The organism is Staphylococcus sp. LKG3-1 (assembly GCF_048568385.1).
In the GTDB taxonomy this organism is placed as follows: Bacteria; Bacillota; Bacilli; order Staphylococcales; family Staphylococcaceae; genus Staphylococcus; species Staphylococcus saprophyticus.
This window is the reverse complement of sequence record NZ_CP183796.1, coordinates 23202-40845: the sequence shown is the minus strand read 5'-3', so window position 1 is coordinate 40845 and position 17644 is coordinate 23202. Positions and strand designations below refer to the sequence as shown.

Below are 17644 nucleotides of genomic sequence, written 5' to 3'. Positions count from 1 at the left end.
TGCCCCCTTTTGTTATCTACGCATTTTAGGATCAAATGCATCACGTAATCCATCACTAAATAGATAGAAGAATAAGATTAATAAACTTAATACAAGTGCTGGAATAAATAATTCATGCGGATGAATTAATAACATGGCTCTACCTTCATTCACTAAAGAACCTAATGATGTTCTAGGTGCTGGTACCCCAATACCAATGAAACTTAAGAAAGCCTCGAAGAATATTGCATTAGGTACTGTAAACATAGATGTAACTACGATAACACCTAATGTATTAGGTAAAATATGTTTGAATATTAATTTTATTTTAGATGCTCCCAAAGTTTTAGATGCTAATACAAATTCTTGGTTTTTTAACTTTAGGAATTCACCACGAACCACACGACTCATGCCAATCCATCCTGTAATTGCCATGGCTAATATAATTGTCCAAATAGACGGTTCGAATATTAGTACGAATAAAATAACAACAATTAGTGTAGGTATAGACGCAACGACTTCAATAATACGTTGCATGACATTATCTATCCGTCCCCCAAAGAAACCGGATATTGCGCCATATACAACGCCTATGAATATATCTAGTAACGCTGCTACAACACCAATGAATAAGGATACTTGTGCACCTTGCCAAGTTCTAGACCATAAATCTCTTCCAAGTTGGTCTGTACCGAACCAGAAGTTTTCTTTCACACCTGCTTCTTTATATGCATCTACGCCCTGTGCTCCTTCACCATCAAAAGGTAAAAATGGAATTTGATCCAATACAGGAATTTTTGCAGGTAAGTTACGTCTCTCTACATCTTGCTCTGCATAATCATGAGAACTTAATAAAGGTCCAATCAATGCTAGTAAGATAATGATGATTAAACCTATCATCCCTACGACGGCAAGCTTGTTTCTTTTAAGCTGTGCCCAAGCGTCTTGCCAAAAGTTTTTACTTTCTCTTTGTATTTCTGGTTCTTTTTCTAAATCGTTTTTACTTCTAATAAAATCCGAAGCTGGTATCGCTTCTGAGGTATGTGTCATAACTGCATTTGAATGGTCATCATTGTATTTTTCATCTCTTTTATCAGCCATTATTTTTTACCTCCTTGTACACGAATACGTGGATCAATCACACCATATAAAATATCTACAAGGAAAATAGAAACAATAAATAGTGTACTGAATAAAATCGTTGTCGCCATAATTACTGGGAAATCATTTGTCGTAATTGAACGTACAAATTGATCCCCTAAACCAGGCACACCGAATATATTTTCAATTGTCAATGTACCCGTTAATATACTTGCTAACATCGGTACAATAATTGTGATGACTGGGATTAATGCATTTCTTAATGCATGACCAAACAACACTCTCATCGTTGAATTCCCTTTTGCACGTGCTAACAAGATATAATCTGAACTTAAAACTTCTATCATTTCCGCTCTTATGTATCTTGCAACTGTTGCTAATACTGCTGCTGACAATGCCAGTGAAGGTAGTACAGCTGTCGATATACCTTCCCAACCTGCGACTGGAAACCACTGTAATCTAACTGAAAATACGTATTGTAACAATACCGCTAACACGAACGATGGTACTGAAACTGCAATAACTGAGATGACCGTTGCTGTATAATCAACCCAAGTATTTTGCCGTACTGCTGCAATAACGCCTAGTATCAAACCTATAATTACACCTATCACCATTGCCGTTAACCCCATCTCAAGCGACGGAACTAATCTCGGTTTAATTAACTCCCATACAGGTTGGTTATCATATTGAAATGAGTTACCAAAGTCCCCCGTAACGACATTCTTCAAATAACTAACATACTGCACTGGTACTGGATCATTGAGACCATATTTTTCATTTAAAATCTGCTTTTGCTCTTCATTTAATTTTTCATCATTAAATGGTGAACCGGGCATCAGCTTCATTAAGAAAAATGTTATCGAAATGATAATGAACAGTGATAAAATCATGTAGCCTAAACGCTTCAAAACATACTTAAGCATTTTTTATCCCCCTTTAATTTCAGAATAAACATTCCCTTCGAAATATTCAGAAATATTTAATAATAGTATACTTATAGTTCATATTTTAATCAATATTGTTTTGCTTTACTTTATTAAAGTAAATGAATTTTATTTAATTTTCTTTCTCTTTAAAAGTGTTGATATAAAAGAATTTATAAGGCAAATTATTCATTTTTTAGTTATTTTAAGTTACAATAAATTTATTAAATAAAGGAGACAATAAATATGAGGAAATTTACCACTTATCTATTTTGGCTATTATTTACACCATTGATTTCATTCTTATGTTGGCTCTTTGCCTCACATCAATTAACTCAGTATTTAAATATCATATTCTATGTATCTTTTATATTTGTGATTATCCTATTTAGTTTAATCATTGTTCAAGAAGGTATATTAGATGCTACGAGTTACGGTTTTAGAAGACTAAAGTATCAGCTAACGAATAAAAAACACAAAGATACGCTAGAAAATGATGATTTTTTTAAACCTACACAAGCCAAAAAATCATCCTACTTTGTAAATCCATGGATTAAAGTGGGCTTTGTTTTTAATTTGCTATATTTACTTATTTCGATTGCCATTTCATTTATTATATAAAAAAGACTGTATTAGCTATTGTGATGATTGACAATAAACGAATACAGTCTTTTCATTATTTTGTTTCAATATTAGGGTTATGAAATAATGCGTAATACAAGAGGATAAATCCTAATAGTACTATAACAGCTACATATACTGACATCATCCAAGGCAGAATAAACGCACCAATTATTAATCCTAAACGTGCCAATATATTCCCTCCATAGAATGAAATCATCCCAAATGTATTATAAGTACTTCGTTTATCTTCAGGAATCATCAAGAAACGTTGCGCATTTTGAATTGGGGAATAAATCAATTCACCTAATGTAGCTATAATAGAAAATAAGCATAATATCCAAAATTCAGAAGCTGACATCAAAACACTATAACCAACGGTATATAAAACAATACCTATCATAAATGCAATTTTCTTTGAGGTGTTATCTACAATTCTATTAACCGTAAAAGTTAATGTCGCCACTACAAGTGTATTGATGATCATAATTACTGTAAACATTCGGACACCATCAATATAAAAGCCTAAAAAATGTAAAGGTTCAAACGCTTCTTTTAGTCTTACAACTACATAAGAATTCAAACTGAGTTCAGCCATGATGACCATCATAAACCCAATATTAAGCAACATATAGTATTTATCCTTAATGACAACATGATAACTATCTACGAAATGTTTAAATTTAGAGGTTAGATCTTCTTTTTTAGTAATAACTTGCTCCACGTCATAATATTTTTCAAATAAATACCAACTTATCAGCATAGCAATGAAAAATAATACAAATAATAAATGCTTATGTCCTAAATATAACAACGCGCCTAATGCCATGCCAATCGCCGTACCAATATTAAACATCCAATAATTTAATTGATAAACGTACTCGCGAACTTCTTCATAAATGGCATCCATAATTGCTGCTTCAAAAATAGGTTCACTCGCAGCAAACAATAATTCAAAGATAAATACCGTTATACAAAATATGATTAAACCTAAACCATCCATAGTCACCGTAATACTTAAAATAATCAGACACACAGCGTAGATAAAATGTATTAAATTGACTACTTTCTTCCTATTATAATTGTCTCCTAAATATCCACCTACGAAGGACACTACAAAACTTACAATGATATTGGCAATTAAAAATGTACCAGCAAATACAGCATTTACTTTACTCGTTAAATATAATGCCATAAAGGGTAAAATCGCTTGGCTCGCTATAATTAAGATGAAATCTGCTATCATTCTTGTTTTCAACGTTGTAGATAATGTTAGAAATTGCTTCATCTTAATTACACCCCACTTTATAATCCAATAATTTACATTATACACTAAATGTATGTCTTGAATAGACATTTTATAAATATAAAATTATCTTCACTTTATATTTTAACTTTTTCTAAACATTTCACAATATAAATTTTATGTTTTACAAGAATTTTAAATATTCAACCGTTAAAAAGTTATTATAATAAACTATAAGCCTCTCTATTATTGTTATCATTTCTCTAACTTTCTTAAGTTCGATATTTACAAAAAAAGCAAGAGCATCCGATTGAGATGATCTTGCTTTTCAAAATATAACTTATCTACATTAATCAGTAAATTTTTTCAATACAAGTACAGCATTGTGTCCACCAAAACCTAAACTATTACTCATTGCATAGGTAATATCTAAATCTTCTGCTTTGTTTGGAACGATATCTAAATCGCATTCAGGATCTGGTGAATCAGCATGAATCGTTGGTGCAATACGACTATCTCTAATTGAAAGTGCAGAGAAAATAGCTTCTAATCCACCTGTAGCCCCTAGTAAATGACCTGTCATTGATTTAGTTGAACTTACTTTCAATGATTTCGCCGCTTCACCGAAAGTATTCTTAATAGCTTGAATTTCAGTTAAGTCACCTACTGGAGTGCTTGTTCCATGTGCATTTAAATATTGAATGTCTTTCGCTTCAATACCAGCATCATCTATTGCCGCTTGCATAGCACGTGAACCGCCTTCACCTTCTGGAGCTGGGGCTGTTATATGATATGCGTCACCAGTTGATCCATAACCTACGACTTCAGCGTAAATTTGCGCACCACGAGCTTTCGCTGATTCAAGTGATTCTAAAACGACAATACCTGCACCTTCACCCATGATAAATCCATCACGACCTTCTTGGAAAGGACGACATGCAGTTTCTTTATCATCATTTGTAGATAATGCACGACTCGCACTAAAGCCAGCTAATGCCATATGTGTAATCGGTGCTTCTGTACCACCAGTAATCATTGCATCTGCATCGCCACGTTGAATAATCTTGAATGCTTCACCTATTGAGTTCGTACCAGTTGCACAAGCAGTAACCGTCGAACCATTCGGCCCTTTAGCACCTAAATCTATTGATACTTGACCTGTCGCCATATCTGGGATCAGCATAGGTACGAAGAATGGACTCACACGTCTTGGTCCACGATTTAATAATTGGCTATGTGAAATTTCAAATGTTTCCATACCACCAATACCTGAACCAATCCATACGCCAATTTTATCCGCAGTACTATCATTAATTTCAAGTTTAGCATCGTTAACGGCTTCTCTTGCAGCTACAACTGCATATTGTGTAAAGCGATCCATGCGTCTCGCTTCTTTTTTAGGAATATGCTCTTCAATATCAAAGTCTTTTAACTCTCCAGCTAAATGGACATTGTAATCCGTTGTATCTATGCGTGTAATCGAATCTATACCACTTACACCTTTTAATGCATTGTCCCAAGTAGACTTAGCATCATTTCCTATAGGTGATAATGCGCCAATTCCTGTAATAACAACACGTTGTTCTTTGCTCATAATTTATCCTCCTATTTTCCCCATCTTAGTGTCACAGCGCCCCATGTTAAGCCGCCACCAAAACCTACTAACACTAAGACATCATCATCTTTAATCCTACCATTTTCTAACTCTTGTCCTATACTTAATGGGATTGACGCTGCTGAAGTATTACCAAAGCGATCAACAGATACACTCATTTTTTCTTTTGGTATACCTAAACGTTCTCTCGCTGACTCCATAATTCTTATATTTGCTTGATGAGGTACAAACATATCTACATCATCTGCAGTTAAATTAGCTTTTGCTACTGCGTTGTTAGATGCTTCACCCATAATTCTTACAGCAAATTTAAAAACTTCACGGCCATTCATAAATATTTTTCCGTTTTCTGGATTTAAATATAAATGCTTAGCACCTGAGCCGTCTGAACCTAATTCATAACTTAAGATACCTCGACCTTCAGATACTTCACCGATTACTACAGCTCCAGCTCCATCACCAAATAAAATGGCTGTTGAACGGTCTGTCAAATCTGTGATTTTAGATAATTTGTCCACTCCAACTACTAAAATATTTTTATAATCACCAGATTGAACAAATTGTTTAGCATTTATCATTGAATACATGAAACCACTACAAGCGGCTAATTGATCCATAGAAGCAACTTTGCCGATGCCTAATCTTTCTTGTAATATATTGGCAACTGTTGGGAATGGAAAATCCCCTGTTGATGTCGCAACAATAATCATATCTATTTCTGATGCTTCTATACCTGCATCTTCAATTGCTTTTAAACTAGCTTGATAAGCCATGTCTGAAGTTTCTTCGTCTTCACCAGCCCATCTACGTTCTTTAATACCAGTCATTTGAGAAATCCATTCGTCTGATGTTTCTAAAAATGATTCAAAATAGGTATTTTCTACAACTTTTTCAGGTGCGTATGCACCAAAACCTTTAATACCCACGTCCATGGTTGTACACCTTCTTAAATTTAATTTTAATACCAGGTATTAATTTAACATAATACACATTTCAAATACAAGAACTATACATATTTCATTGCGTATTTTCCACAAATAATTATAAATGACTTAGCTCATTATCACAAAGTATAACCACAATTATTACTAACCTACTATACAAACTACACTTTTTTATTTATAATGTAGATATATATACGATATTGGAGGCATTACATAATGAAATACCTCGCAGTTTTATTTTGGTCTATTGTCTTATTACAAATGATTAATTTCGTACTTAACAGCTTAAATGGTGGCGGTGCACTGAACCTCATTACACCAGTCATAGGCGCTGTTGTATTTACGATTATTATTATCTTATTTGATTTGGTAATTAAACCTAAACATAATAATACAAACGAACAACATTAGATGACTAGGATAATGGTTTAGCTTATGTTTAAGAACGAATCATTTTAATGAAATGTAAAGTTTGAAACATTGATTTATATCCTAGAATCTTTAAACTGTCAACAAAGTCTTCTGACTGACGTTGGCAGTTTTTTTATTTTCAATATTAAAAAATAAACTTATTGGTTTGTTGAGATATGATATATCAACTTACAATCTTGTTCCCCGATTTTATAATTAAAAAAGTGGCGCAGAAACCAATGTAAAAATTAAGGTTTCTGCGCCACACCGTTTTGTTAAATTCAATTATACTTACTAATCGATTTCTGGTTTGTTTTCAGTAAATCTTAAACCATCTTCTGATAGGTCGATGTCTATTGTTGTGCCTTCAGATAAATTTTCTCTAATCATTTTACGTGCAAGTGGTGTTTCTATTTGTCTTTGCACAAAACGTTTCAACGGTCTTGCACCGAATTGTGGTTCGTATGCTTCTTCACCTAACCACGCTTTAGCTTCATCTGACACATTAATTGAAATACGTTGTGCCATTAATCTAATATTCAATTCAGTTAATATTTTATCTACTATAGAACTCATATCACTGATTGTTAATGGTTTAAATAATACAATATCATCCATACGGTTAATAATTTCTGGTTTAAAGTATTGGTTTAAGCTATTCATAACAGCTTTTTCTGTATCATCAGTAATCACACCAGCATCTTTTACGTTTTCTAATAGGATTTGTGAGCCAATGTTACTAGTCATAATGATAATTGTATTTTTAAAATCAACTTCACGACCTTTAGAATCAGTAAGTCTACCTTCTTCAAGTATTTGTAACAATACATTAAATACGTCTGAATGTGCTTTTTCAATTTCATCTAATAATATAACAGAATATGGATTACGACGAACCGCTTCAGTTAATTGTCCACCTTCATCGTGACCTACATAGCCTGGAGGTGCACCAATTAAACGGGAAACTGAATGTTTTTCCATGTACTCACTCATATCAATTCGTATCATATGTTTTTCTGAATCAAATAAAGTTGACGCTAAGGATTTGGCTAATTCTGTTTTACCAACACCTGTAGGTCCTAAGAACAAGAAACTACCTATTGGTCTATTTGGATCTTTAATGCCAGCGCGCGCTCTGACAACAGCATCAGAAACTAAATCTACAGCTTTATCTTGACCAACGACACGTTCGTGTAAAATGTCTGAAAGATTTAATAACTTCTCTCTTTCTGTTTCTACAAGTTTAGAAACAGGGATACCTGTCCATGAACTAACAATATCACCAATTTCTTCATCTGATACAATCTCACGTATAATGCGCTCATTGTCACTATTTTGCTCATTTTGGAATGCAGCTTCTAACTCGCGTAATTCTTTTTCTAATTCAGGAATTTTACCATGTTGTAATTCTGCCGCTTTTTCCAAATTATAATTGTTTTCTGCATCTTCTAAGGCTTTTCTACTTTCGTCTAATTCAGTACGTTTTTCTTGTAGTTTTGCAATTTTGCCTTTTTCTTCTTCTACGCGTGATTGAATTGCGTTTTGTTTTTCTTTTTCATTAGACAATTCTTGTTGTAATTCTTGTAAGCGTTGTTTACTCGCGTTATCTGATTCGTTTTTCAATGCGCTTTCTTCAATTTCTAATTGCATGACGCGACGATTAACTTGGTCTAACTCTGTTGGATTTGAACCCATTTCAGTACGAATCGTTGCACACGCTTGGTCCACAAGATCAATCGCTTTATCCGGTAAGAAGCGATCAGTAATATAACGATCTGATAGTTCTGCCGCAGCTACTAATGCTTTATCTTGAATACGTACACCATGATAAACTTCATAACGTTCTTTCAGTCCACGTAAAATGGAAATTGTATCTTCTACATCTGGCTCAGACACATTTACTTTTTGGAAACGACGCTCTAATGCAGAGTCTTTTTCAATATATTCTCTATATTCATTGAGTGTTGTTGCACCGATACAGTGTAATTCGCCACGTGCAAGCATTGGTTTTAGCATATTACCTGCATCCATCGCGCCTTCTGTTTTACCTGCACCAACAAGCATGTGAATTTCATCTATAAATAATATAATTCTACCGTCTGAGTCTTTCACTTCTTTAAGTACTGCTTTTAAACGTTCTTCGAATTCACCACGATATTTTGCACCTGCAACAAGCGCACTTAAATCTAATTCAAATATTGTTTTATCTAAAAGTGATTCAGGCACGTCTTTACGCACAATACGTTGTGCAAGGCCTTCAACAATTGCTGTTTTACCTACACCTGGTTCACCGATTAATACTGGATTATTCTTAGTCTTTCTACTTAAGATTCTCACAGTATTTCTTATTTCTTCATCACGTCCAATGACAGGATCCATATTACCTTGACGGACTTCTTCAACTAAATCTCTACCATATTTTTCTAAAGCTTCATAATTTGCTTCTGGGTTTTGTGACGTCACATGATTTCCTCCTCTAATTTTTTTAATGATTTCTACAATAACTTCTTTTTTATTATCGACAAATTTAATTGTTGTATCATCTATGTCCATTGCAGCTAAAATGATATGTTCCATAGAAATATACTCATCTTCATAAGTATTCATATACGTTTCAGCTTTATTTATTAATTCATTTGCTTTCTGGCTAATATATTGACCATATTGCACGTTATCCCCTTGTACTGAAGGATAATTTTTCAATTTTTCATCGTAAGCCTTATTTAAAAGTTCGGTCTCTATGTTTGCTCTTTCCAATACACTTTTAAATAAACTTTCACTTTCTTCAAGTGCTGCTTTTAATATTGCTTCTATTTCGATATTTTGATTTTCGTTATCTTTTGCTAGCTCTATTGCTTTTTGCAAAGCACCTTGAACTGCATAGGTCATTTGATTAATATCCAAAATGATTCACCTCACCATTTAGTCTTTGATCAAGAACAAAGTAAGTTTGACTTTGACTTTCTTTGACCTTAATTTTATTATAATCCTATTGTTCACTTTTATCAACCAATATAACTATAAATTTTAAATTATTTTAGCTGCGTGTAATGCTTTATATACCTATGTTTTGCCCATAATTTTTATATTCTAAACAATGACTTTGTTCATTTTAAACATGATATATAAACACCCCTTAGATATGAATATTCATGACACTCAATAAATTAAAAGGCATAACCTCTTGTTCATTAAGCGGTTATGCCTTTTATTGTGTTTTAGCAGTCTATTTCATGCAAATCACACTCTAATTAAATTTATTAAATTGACTCAATTTCATATTTAATTTTGCTACTTAGCGGTTGATTTCGTTGCAATATGTTTTAAAATTTCATCTGTTAATGCTTTTACACCTGAAGGCTCTAAATGAATACCATCTGGTGCAAAGTACTCGCTATGGCCTTTCGAACGTTGATACCAATCAATCAATGTTACATTATGATGCTTTTTAGCTGCGTCTGACATAACTTGGTTGACATGACCTTCATAGCTTCTTGGTACACGCGTGTTAATCAAATACACATTGGCTTTTCCATATTTGCCTATCAGTTCGTCCAGCTGTACTTCAGAAAAATCTCCATTCGTTCCTAATTCTAAAATCACTTGCTTAGACTTATAATTGTAAGATTTATATTTTTCATCTGTTAATGGTATAGCTTCATATAAATTACGTCCGACTTTACCATCAATGGTTGCATTGGGAACGTGCGTTTTAAAAGTTTCTCCAATATCAACCATAACCGAATCACCAATAAGCAGTGGACTCAAATCAGTATATACCTCATTATCTTTATCTTTTTTAAAATTTGAATCTCCTAAAAAGTTAACATCGTCGACCGGTATGGGTCTAACCATATACTTATCAATTTCTGCTGTATTATATGACGTTGATTTATTATTAATTTGGCCTTTTCCTAAACGATCAAATGTCCCCGCAAAAATAAAAATGGTTGGTAGCAGTATCACGCCTAGTAGTATAGTTCTGATTAATGTGGACTTTTTATATTTATTAATACTTAAGGCCTTGAATCCTTGTTTTCTAAACTGTGTTTCAATGAATCTATATGATATTTCAGCAAAGAAAATAGTCAATAAGATGTCTAGAGCATATACATATAATGGGACTTGGCCTTCAACATAATAGGAATGTAAAAAGCTTATGACTGGGAAATGCCATAAATATAAACTATAAGAGCGTTTACCAATATAAACAAAGAAAGGATTTCCTATTAATTTAGCGAAATACCCCGATGGATGCACTACACTAATGATAACAAATAAAGTGATACCGGAAATAAGGTAAAAACCACCATTATAGATCCAATCACTATTATCATCGACTTTAATGAAAAGTAATAAGAGTATTAAAATCCCTATTGCACCTATACTATCAATAATGAACCTGAGACTAGGATTAGGGTTCTGCTTTAATTTAAATGGCGGCCAAATAAAGGCTAATATAACACCGAGCAACATCGTTTGTAACCTTGTATCTGTTCCAAAATAAACACGAGAATGTTGCATATGTGGTTGAGAAATCCAAACCATTAAAAGTAATGAAATCAGTGAAATAATCCAAAAAATAAGTGTTACATTTCGGTATTTCTTAATTGTTAATAATAATGCTATCAAAACGATTGGAAAAACTATGTAGAATTGCTCTTCAATTGCTAATGACCACAAATGTTTTAATGGCATAAAGGCAAACTGTTCAAAATAATTTACATCAGTTGCAATATACCACCAATTTGATACATAAAAAATGGCTGCAAATGCATCATGCTTTATACTTATAATTTGTTCAGGCTTAAAAATGAGTGTCGCTAAAGTTACTGTAACAACTAATACCAATACGGCCGGTATCAAACGTTTAATTCGCCGTAACCAAAACTGCTTCAAATTGATAATGCCGGTACTTTCATACTCAAACAAAAGTAAACTTGTAATTAAGTAGCCCGAAATTACAAAAAATGTATCTACACCAAGAAACCCACCAGATAACCATTGCTTATTTAAATGATAAATAATAATACCTATAACTGCAATTGCTCTAAGTCCATCTAAACCAGGCATATAACGCGTGTGACGGTTGGTTTGATTACGATTATTAGAATTTCTGTTCATTTACTACCATACTTTCATCTCCGAATATATTACTTTTGCTTTTTAATGTTTTACACCAAGCCATTGTAATACTTTCGTAACATAACTGCAATTATTTTAATGATTTGCACTATAGAAAATTTTTATTTTAAGATTGTCAGCATGCTTTAAATTTTCAAAAAAATACTAGCCTATAGATCATTATCGATCTTTAAGCTAGTATTTTCAATTACTATTAGTAGCGTTAGCCGATGCCTAATGCAATTTTAGCATAACGAGACATCATGTCTTTACCCCATGGTGGACTCCAAACAATATTCACTTCTGTATCTGCTATTTCTGGAATCTCAGCTAAAACCATTTTAACTTGGTTAACAATTTGTGGTCCCATTGGGCATCCCATAGATGTTAATGTCATTTCAACTGTACATAAACCTTCGTCATTAACATCAACATTATATACTAAACCTAAGTTGACAATATCAATACCTAACTCAGGGTCAATAACCATTTCTAATGCATTTAATATGCTATCTTTTAATCCTTCATCCATTCATATCACCTCTTCGAATTTAATGATACTAACAATATATCAAATATCTTACAAAACGCCAATAAAATGCTATGATATTCATACATCAATAAAAAACATTAAGGAGAATTAAATGGAATCTTATTTAATTTGTCTAGATCTAGACGGCACGTTATTAACAGATGAAAAAGTAATCTCACCATATACAAAAAACGTTTTAACAACACTACAACAACAAGGTCATAAATTAATGATTGCTACTGGTAGACCTTATAGAGCCAGTCAAATATATTACCATGAATTAAATATGGATACACCCGTTGTTAATTTCAATGGTGCCTTTGTTCATCATCCAAAAGACGATCAGTTTGAGCCAATGCATGAAGTATTGGACTTAGATTTATCTAAAAACATCATTGAATCACTGAATGATTATGGCGTAACAAACATGATTGCTGAAGTTAAAGATTATGTTTTTATTAATAATTACGATCAAAAATTATTCGATGGGTTCTCTATGGGAAATCCAAAAGTTGAAACAGGCGATTTACTTAACTCATTAACTGAGTCTCCAACATCGATTTTAGTTGAAGCAGAAGAATTTATGATTCCTAGAGTCAAACAAATGCTCACACGTTTTTACGCTGAAAATATTGAACATCGTCGATGGGGTTCACCATTCCCAGTAATAGAAATTGTTAAGCAAGGTATTAGCAAAGCACGTGGGATTGATTATGTGAAATCGTATTTAAATATTGATAGAAATCATATCATTGCTTTTGGAGACGAAGATAACGATTTGGAAATGATTAAATATGCGAAACACGGTATCGCGATGGACAATGGTTTAGATGAACTTAAACACGTTGCAAATCAAACTACATATTCTAATAATGAGGATGGCATTGGACGTTATTTAAACGACTATTTCCAATTAAATATGCCTTATGAAGAAACAGTAAAATCTAGTATAGAATCATAGATAGATACTTAAGGAGGCTTTTCATTATGAATAAAATTGTAGTAGTAGGTGCAGTTGCAGGTGGTGCAACGGTAGCCAGTCAAATTAGAAGACTTGATCAAGAAAGCGAAATTGTTGTCTTTGAAAAAGATAGAGATATGAGTTTTGCTAATTGTGCCCTGCCTTATTATTTAGGTAACGTGGTAGATTCGCGCAATAAGGTGCTTGAAGCAACACCTGAATCATTTTATGAAGCTAAAAATATTGTTGTCAAACCTTGTCACAAAGTAACATCAATCAATGACACAGAGAATACAATTACTGTCTATGATCGTATACAGGATACGTATTTTGAGACACATTATGATACTTTAATATTAAGTCCTGGCTGTAGTGCCAATTCATTAAATTTAGATAGTCCTATTGCGTTTACATTAAGAAACATGGAAGATACAGATGCAATTGAAACATTCATCAAAGAAAATCAAGTTAAAAACGCACTTGTCGTAGGTACTGGATATATTGGTCTTGAAATTTTAGATAATCTATATGAAAGAGGTATCTCCCCTACACTCATCCATCGTTCAACACATATTAATAAACTAATGGATCAAGACATGAATCAAGCAATCCTCGATGAAATGGATAAGAGAGATATTCATTATAGATTCAACGAAGAAATTTCAAAAGTTGTGGGCAATGCAGTGCATTTTGAATCTGGTAAAGTTGAAAATTATGACCTAATTATCGAAGGCGTTGGTGTTAAACCAAACTCAGAATTTATAAAAAATTCAAACGTTACTTTAGATGATAAAGGCTATATTCCAGTAAACGACCAATTTCAAACGAACATTCCAAATATTTATGCACTAGGTGATATCATTACGTCCCATTATCGCCATGTTGATTTAAATGCACACGTTCCTTTAGCTTGGGGTGCACATCGTGGTGCTAGTGTCATCGCCGAACAATTAGCTGGTGATCACAAGATACACTTTAAAGGTTATTTAGGCTCAAATATCGTAAAATTCTTCGATTATACATTTGCTAGTGTCGGTGTATCACCGAAAGAGCTTTCAAATTTTGATTATGCAATGGTCGAAGCAAATCAAGGTGAACATGCCGGTTATTACCCAGGAAATACCAAGCTGCACTTACGCGTTTACTTTGATAAGACAAATCGACGTATCATTCGTGCTGCAGCAGTAGGTATGAAAGGTGTCGACAAACGTATTGATGTACTATCAATGGCTATGATGCATAAACTCACTATCGATGAATTAGTTGAATTTGAAGTAGCTTATGCACCACCATACAGTAGACCCAAAGATATTATTAATATGATAGGTTATAAAGCACGAAATAAATAACTATATAAATAAAAGCCGTACATTTCCTAATGGAATTGTACGGCTTTTATTATTGTTATACACTTACGTTTATAAACCAAACATTTGCGTAATTGGACCCATAGGTAAAATAATACCTATAATCATCGTTAAGATGATTACTACAATCGTCGTCCACATTAAGCCATGACTAGGTTGCCCTTTTTTACGTTTAGTAATTGTTACTTCCATTAATGCAACTACAGCCACACCACATATCATTTTCAATGTAAGTAACATGTGCCCACCAGCAGCTCCTGATGAAAATGATTGAATCCAAACCCAAAATCCAGAAATTAAGACTAATAGCATAAATAGTCTTAATAGCATATGAATTGGTTTGAAATATGGTGATGCACCTTGTTTTTCTGAAAAATTAAAATAAGCAGCAAAGAACAAGATGATTAATAAAACCCAACTAGCAATATGCATATGTAACATACTTGATTACCCCCACACAATTTTTACTTCAAAAATATATAAAACAGAAGTATGTTGTCCCCTTTTAACTTTGAAGTCAAAAGATTACATCTCTTATCATACTCAATATAACTGTACAATTCAAAAAAACTACATTACTAATTTACAAAAAATAAAACTGGTTAACCCGCCATGGACTAACCAGTTAACAATAATCAATGATTATTTATCTGCAATAAAGTTTGTTAACGTACCAATATTATCTATTGTTACCTTAATTTCATCACCAGGTTGTAAGAATTGCGGTGGATTCATACCTGCACCAACACCCGCTGGTGTGCCAGTCGCAATAATATCTCCTGGATGTAATGCTACATATTTTGAAATTTCTTCTATTAATTCATCAATTTTAAGAATCATTTGACCTGTATTGCCATCTTGACGAATATCATTGTTAACTTTGGTTACAATATTGACATCTTCTGGCGTTGGTAATTCATCTTTTGTTACAATATATGGTCCTACAGGGCAACCCCCTGTTAAACTTTTAGATAAGAATGCTTGGTCCTGTGCATTTTGAGCTTTACGGTCTGTTATATCATTAATAATTGTATAACCATAAACATAATCTAAAGCGAGACCTTTAGGTATTTTCTCACCAGATTTGCCAATGACAATACCAAGCTCACCTTCATAGTCTAGTTGATCCGTAATATCTTTATGATTTGGTATCGTGCTATTATCACCAGTTAATGACGAAGCAGCTTTAGTAAAAACATACAAACGTTGTACTTCGTGATTTAACTCATTCGCATGATCTTGATAATTACGTCCAAAGGCAATTACATTATTAGTTGGCGTGACCGGTGGTAAAAATTCAATGTCGCTAAACTGAACTTTGTAATCTTCACCTTTACCACTGTCTTCCGCTGCAACAACCGCTTTACGAACTTGTTCTTGAAAATCTACGACTTGATTTTGTTGAAGACCATTTAATAACGTTTTAGGGTGAAATGAACCTTCAGCAAAATCTGCAAATACTTTCTTCAAGTCCCATGCAGCTTCTTCACGTTTTACTTTCACACCATATGATGTCTGTCCTTCATGTTTGAATGATAGGAATTTCATTCATTATCAGCTCCTCATCTATATCTTATTTCATATTATAACTATATTTACCACTAAATAACAAATATATAACTAGTATAAGCCAAAAATTCAGGCCTTTTACCTAAACTAAAACGATTACTTCAAATATGTGACTTTTCGCCATAACCATTCTATTGGACCTTTACTGAATTTTTTCAAATAAAAATAGCAACCAATGACTTGTAAGCTATAAAAAATGATAACAATGAGATAGGATTGATATAATGGCAACTTGTTATATAACCCTAAGCCAAAGCCCATAAAAATAAATGTAAACATGATACTTTGAGTAATATAAACCGATAAGCTCAATTTACCGGGATACTTAAATATACGCATGATTTGTGCACCATGAACACTTTGACATAAATATACTATGAGTATAATATATCCTGCAGATACAATCGGGCCACCTACAGCATTGATAACAGCGAATGAACCATTATCATAATCAATAGCAAAAGGCATTTTAATACAATAGCCTAAAATAGCTATTAAACTCCCCCATTTCAAAAAGGATGAGCTTTTTGTTCGAATAAGTTCAATTAAATTCATCTTATATGCAGCAATACCGAAAAGGGCATAAGGTAAAAATTCCAGAAATGCAGATCCCATTAAAATATCCAACATACTATATAGATTCTCAAGAACGTTCAACTTTAAAAATGAATCATAGTGTCCATTCTGTTTAACATCGATAAATTGTTGCAGAGATATACCTAGATAGTTATTTTTCTCATAAACACCTTGCGTATAATTTAAAATGGCAAAAGGCACCACAAAGATAAGGATTTTAAACACAAATAAAATACTAGCTATTTTAATTAGCTTTTGGGCTTTCATTTTAATAAACAGTACTGCGAATAGCCCTGTAAATGCATAACCAAATAGGATATCACCTGAAAAGATAAACATACCGTGAATTACGCCGATGACTAATAAAAAGCTAAGTCTTCTGTAGATCATCGGATAAAATCGAATTTTTCTGATTCGACTATGCTCAAACATCATACCAAGTCCATACCCAAATAAAAAAGTGAATATTGGATAAAATGAACCTATAACAAACAGTGTAATCAAATGAAGTAATACAGCATTAAAGCCTTTTACTGTCTGAGACATTGAAGCCATCTCGTACGGAAGACTAAAAACTAAAATATTCATTAAAATAATGCCGAAAAGACTTATTCCTCGCAAAGCATCTAATTCAAATATTCTTTGTTTCACAGGCACGTGTAACGCTCCTTT

Annotated in this window: 15 protein-coding genes; 4 read left to right on the top strand and 11 right to left on the bottom strand. The window is 33.0% G+C overall.

The genetic code is table 11. From position 1 onward, the window contains the following. Positions 1–12: 12 nt before the first annotated feature. Both opp3C and opp3b read right to left on the bottom strand, forming a co-directional pair. Positions 13–1080: an oligopeptide ABC transporter permease gene (gene opp3C / locus ACM595_RS00155; RefSeq protein ID WP_075339731.1), complete on the bottom strand. Its 1068-nt coding sequence runs from the start codon at positions 1078–1080 to the stop codon at positions 13–15. Further along, on the bottom strand, positions 1080–2006 hold the full coding sequence (gene opp3b, locus ACM595_RS00150) for an oligopeptide ABC transporter permease (RefSeq protein WP_011303491.1): 927 nt from the start codon (positions 2004–2006) through the stop codon (positions 1080–1082). The genes opp3C and opp3b overlap by 1 nt, the downstream gene beginning before the upstream one ends. 246 nt (positions 2007–2252) lie before the next feature. On the opposite strand from opp3b, the gene ACM595_RS00145 reads away from it, so the two are divergent. Continuing rightward, positions 2253–2627 (top strand): DUF3899 domain-containing protein, encoded by a 375-nt coding sequence (locus tag ACM595_RS00145; protein ID WP_075339729.1) that lies wholly within the window; start codon positions 2253–2255, stop codon positions 2625–2627. Between the two features lie 55 nt (positions 2628–2682). Here ACM595_RS00145 and ACM595_RS00140 read toward each other — a convergent pair whose 3' ends face one another. The 3 genes from ACM595_RS00140 to ACM595_RS00130 all read right to left on the bottom strand — a co-directional run bounded on the left by ACM595_RS00140 (position 2683) and on the right by ACM595_RS00130 (position 6420). After that, positions 2683–3915, bottom strand: a complete 1233-nt coding sequence (locus tag ACM595_RS00140; RefSeq protein WP_037538888.1) for an MFS transporter — start codon at positions 3913–3915, stop codon at positions 2683–2685. 307 nt (positions 3916–4222) lie between these two features. Next, the gene (fabF, locus tag ACM595_RS00135; RefSeq protein ID WP_002483774.1) at positions 4223–5467 is read right to left on the bottom strand and encodes a beta-ketoacyl-ACP synthase II; all 1245 of its coding nucleotides are present in this window, start codon (positions 5465–5467) and stop codon (positions 4223–4225) included. A gap of 11 nt (positions 5468–5478) precedes the next feature. Beyond that, positions 5479–6420, bottom strand: a complete 942-nt coding sequence (locus tag ACM595_RS00130; RefSeq protein ID WP_002483775.1) for a beta-ketoacyl-ACP synthase III — start codon at positions 6418–6420, stop codon at positions 5479–5481. 228 nt (positions 6421–6648) lie between these two features. On the opposite strand from ACM595_RS00130, the gene ACM595_RS00125 reads away from it, so the two are divergent. Next, positions 6649–6843 (top strand): YjzD family protein, encoded by a 195-nt coding sequence (locus tag ACM595_RS00125; protein ID WP_037538889.1) that lies wholly within the window; start codon positions 6649–6651, stop codon positions 6841–6843. Between the two features lie 294 nt (positions 6844–7137). Here the strand turns inward: ACM595_RS00125 and clpB are convergent, their stop codons facing one another. From clpB to ACM595_RS00110, 3 genes are all read right to left on the bottom strand, one after another. After that, on the bottom strand, positions 7138–9747 hold the full coding sequence (gene clpB / locus ACM595_RS00120; RefSeq protein WP_115338613.1) for an ATP-dependent chaperone ClpB: 2610 nt from the start codon (positions 9745–9747) through the stop codon (positions 7138–7140). Positions 9748–10134: 387 nt separating this feature from the next. After that, positions 10135–11967: an acyltransferase family protein gene (locus ACM595_RS00115; RefSeq protein WP_115338614.1), complete on the bottom strand. Its 1833-nt coding sequence runs from the start codon at positions 11965–11967 to the stop codon at positions 10135–10137. Positions 11968–12190: 223 nt separating this feature from the next. Continuing rightward, positions 12191–12499 carry a metal-sulfur cluster assembly factor gene (locus ACM595_RS00110; RefSeq protein WP_002483779.1) on the bottom strand — a complete coding sequence of 103 codons (309 nt, stop codon included), beginning with the start codon at positions 12497–12499 and terminating at the stop codon, positions 12191–12193. 112 nt (positions 12500–12611) lie between these two features. Between ACM595_RS00110 and ACM595_RS00105 the strand changes: the two genes are divergently transcribed. Further along, a complete protein-coding gene (locus ACM595_RS00105; protein WP_002483780.1) occupies positions 12612–13460 on the top strand; it encodes a Cof-type HAD-IIB family hydrolase in 849 nt (282 codons plus the stop codon). Between the two features lie 26 nt (positions 13461–13486). After that, positions 13487–14809: a CoA-disulfide reductase gene (locus ACM595_RS00100; RefSeq protein ID WP_011303499.1), complete on the top strand. Its 1323-nt coding sequence runs from the start codon at positions 13487–13489 to the stop codon at positions 14807–14809. Positions 14810–14878: 69 nt separating this feature from the next. Here ACM595_RS00100 and ACM595_RS00095 read toward each other — a convergent pair whose 3' ends face one another. The 3 genes from ACM595_RS00095 to ACM595_RS00085 all read right to left on the bottom strand — a co-directional run bounded on the left by ACM595_RS00095 (position 14879) and on the right by ACM595_RS00085 (position 17629). Further along, positions 14879–15268 (bottom strand): YisL family protein, encoded by a 390-nt coding sequence (locus tag ACM595_RS00095; protein WP_011303500.1) that lies wholly within the window; start codon positions 15266–15268, stop codon positions 14879–14881. 201 nt (positions 15269–15469) lie between these two features. Then, the gene (locus ACM595_RS00090; protein WP_002483783.1) at positions 15470–16375 is read right to left on the bottom strand and encodes a fumarylacetoacetate hydrolase family protein; all 906 of its coding nucleotides are present in this window, start codon (positions 16373–16375) and stop codon (positions 15470–15472) included. Positions 16376–16492: 117 nt separating this feature from the next. Then, positions 16493–17629: a DUF418 domain-containing protein gene (locus ACM595_RS00085; RefSeq protein ID WP_041079596.1), complete on the bottom strand. Its 1137-nt coding sequence runs from the start codon at positions 17627–17629 to the stop codon at positions 16493–16495. Positions 17630–17644 lie beyond the last annotated feature (15 nt).

Excerpts from the sequence above, each read along its gene's own strand:
- ACM595_RS00095 (WP_011303500.1), bottom strand. The coding sequence starts at position 15,268 with ATGTTACATATGCATATTGCTAGTTGGGTTTTATTAATCATCTTGTTC.
- ACM595_RS00110 (WP_002483779.1), bottom strand. The coding sequence starts at position 12,499 with ATGGATGAAGGATTAAAAGATAGCATATTAAATGCATTAGAAATGGTT.
- ACM595_RS00090 (WP_002483783.1), bottom strand. The coding sequence starts at position 16,375 with ATGAAATTCCTATCATTCAAACATGAAGGACAGACATCATATGGTGTG.
- ACM595_RS00100 (WP_011303499.1), top strand. The coding sequence starts at position 13,487 with ATGAATAAAATTGTAGTAGTAGGTGCAGTTGCAGGTGGTGCAACGGTA.
- ACM595_RS00130 (WP_002483775.1), bottom strand. The coding sequence starts at position 6,420 with ATGGACGTGGGTATTAAAGGTTTTGGTGCATACGCACCTGAAAAAGTT.
- ACM595_RS00125 (WP_037538889.1), top strand. The coding sequence starts at position 6,649 with ATGAAATACCTCGCAGTTTTATTTTGGTCTATTGTCTTATTACAAATG.
- opp3b (WP_011303491.1), bottom strand. The coding sequence starts at position 2,006 with ATGCTTAAGTATGTTTTGAAGCGTTTAGGCTACATGATTTTATCACTG.
- fabF (WP_002483774.1), bottom strand. The coding sequence starts at position 5,467 with ATGAGCAAAGAACAACGTGTTGTTATTACAGGAATTGGCGCATTATCA.
- ACM595_RS00115 (WP_115338614.1), bottom strand. The coding sequence starts at position 11,967 with ATGAACAGAAATTCTAATAATCGTAATCAAACCAACCGTCACACGCGT.
- ACM595_RS00140 (WP_037538888.1), bottom strand. The coding sequence starts at position 3,915 with ATGAAGCAATTTCTAACATTATCTACAACGTTGAAAACAAGAATGATA.
- ACM595_RS00105 (WP_002483780.1), top strand. The coding sequence starts at position 12,612 with ATGGAATCTTATTTAATTTGTCTAGATCTAGACGGCACGTTATTAACA.
- ACM595_RS00145 (WP_075339729.1), top strand. The coding sequence starts at position 2,253 with ATGAGGAAATTTACCACTTATCTATTTTGGCTATTATTTACACCATTG.
- opp3C (WP_075339731.1), bottom strand. The coding sequence starts at position 1,080 with ATGGCTGATAAAAGAGATGAAAAATACAATGATGACCATTCAAATGCA.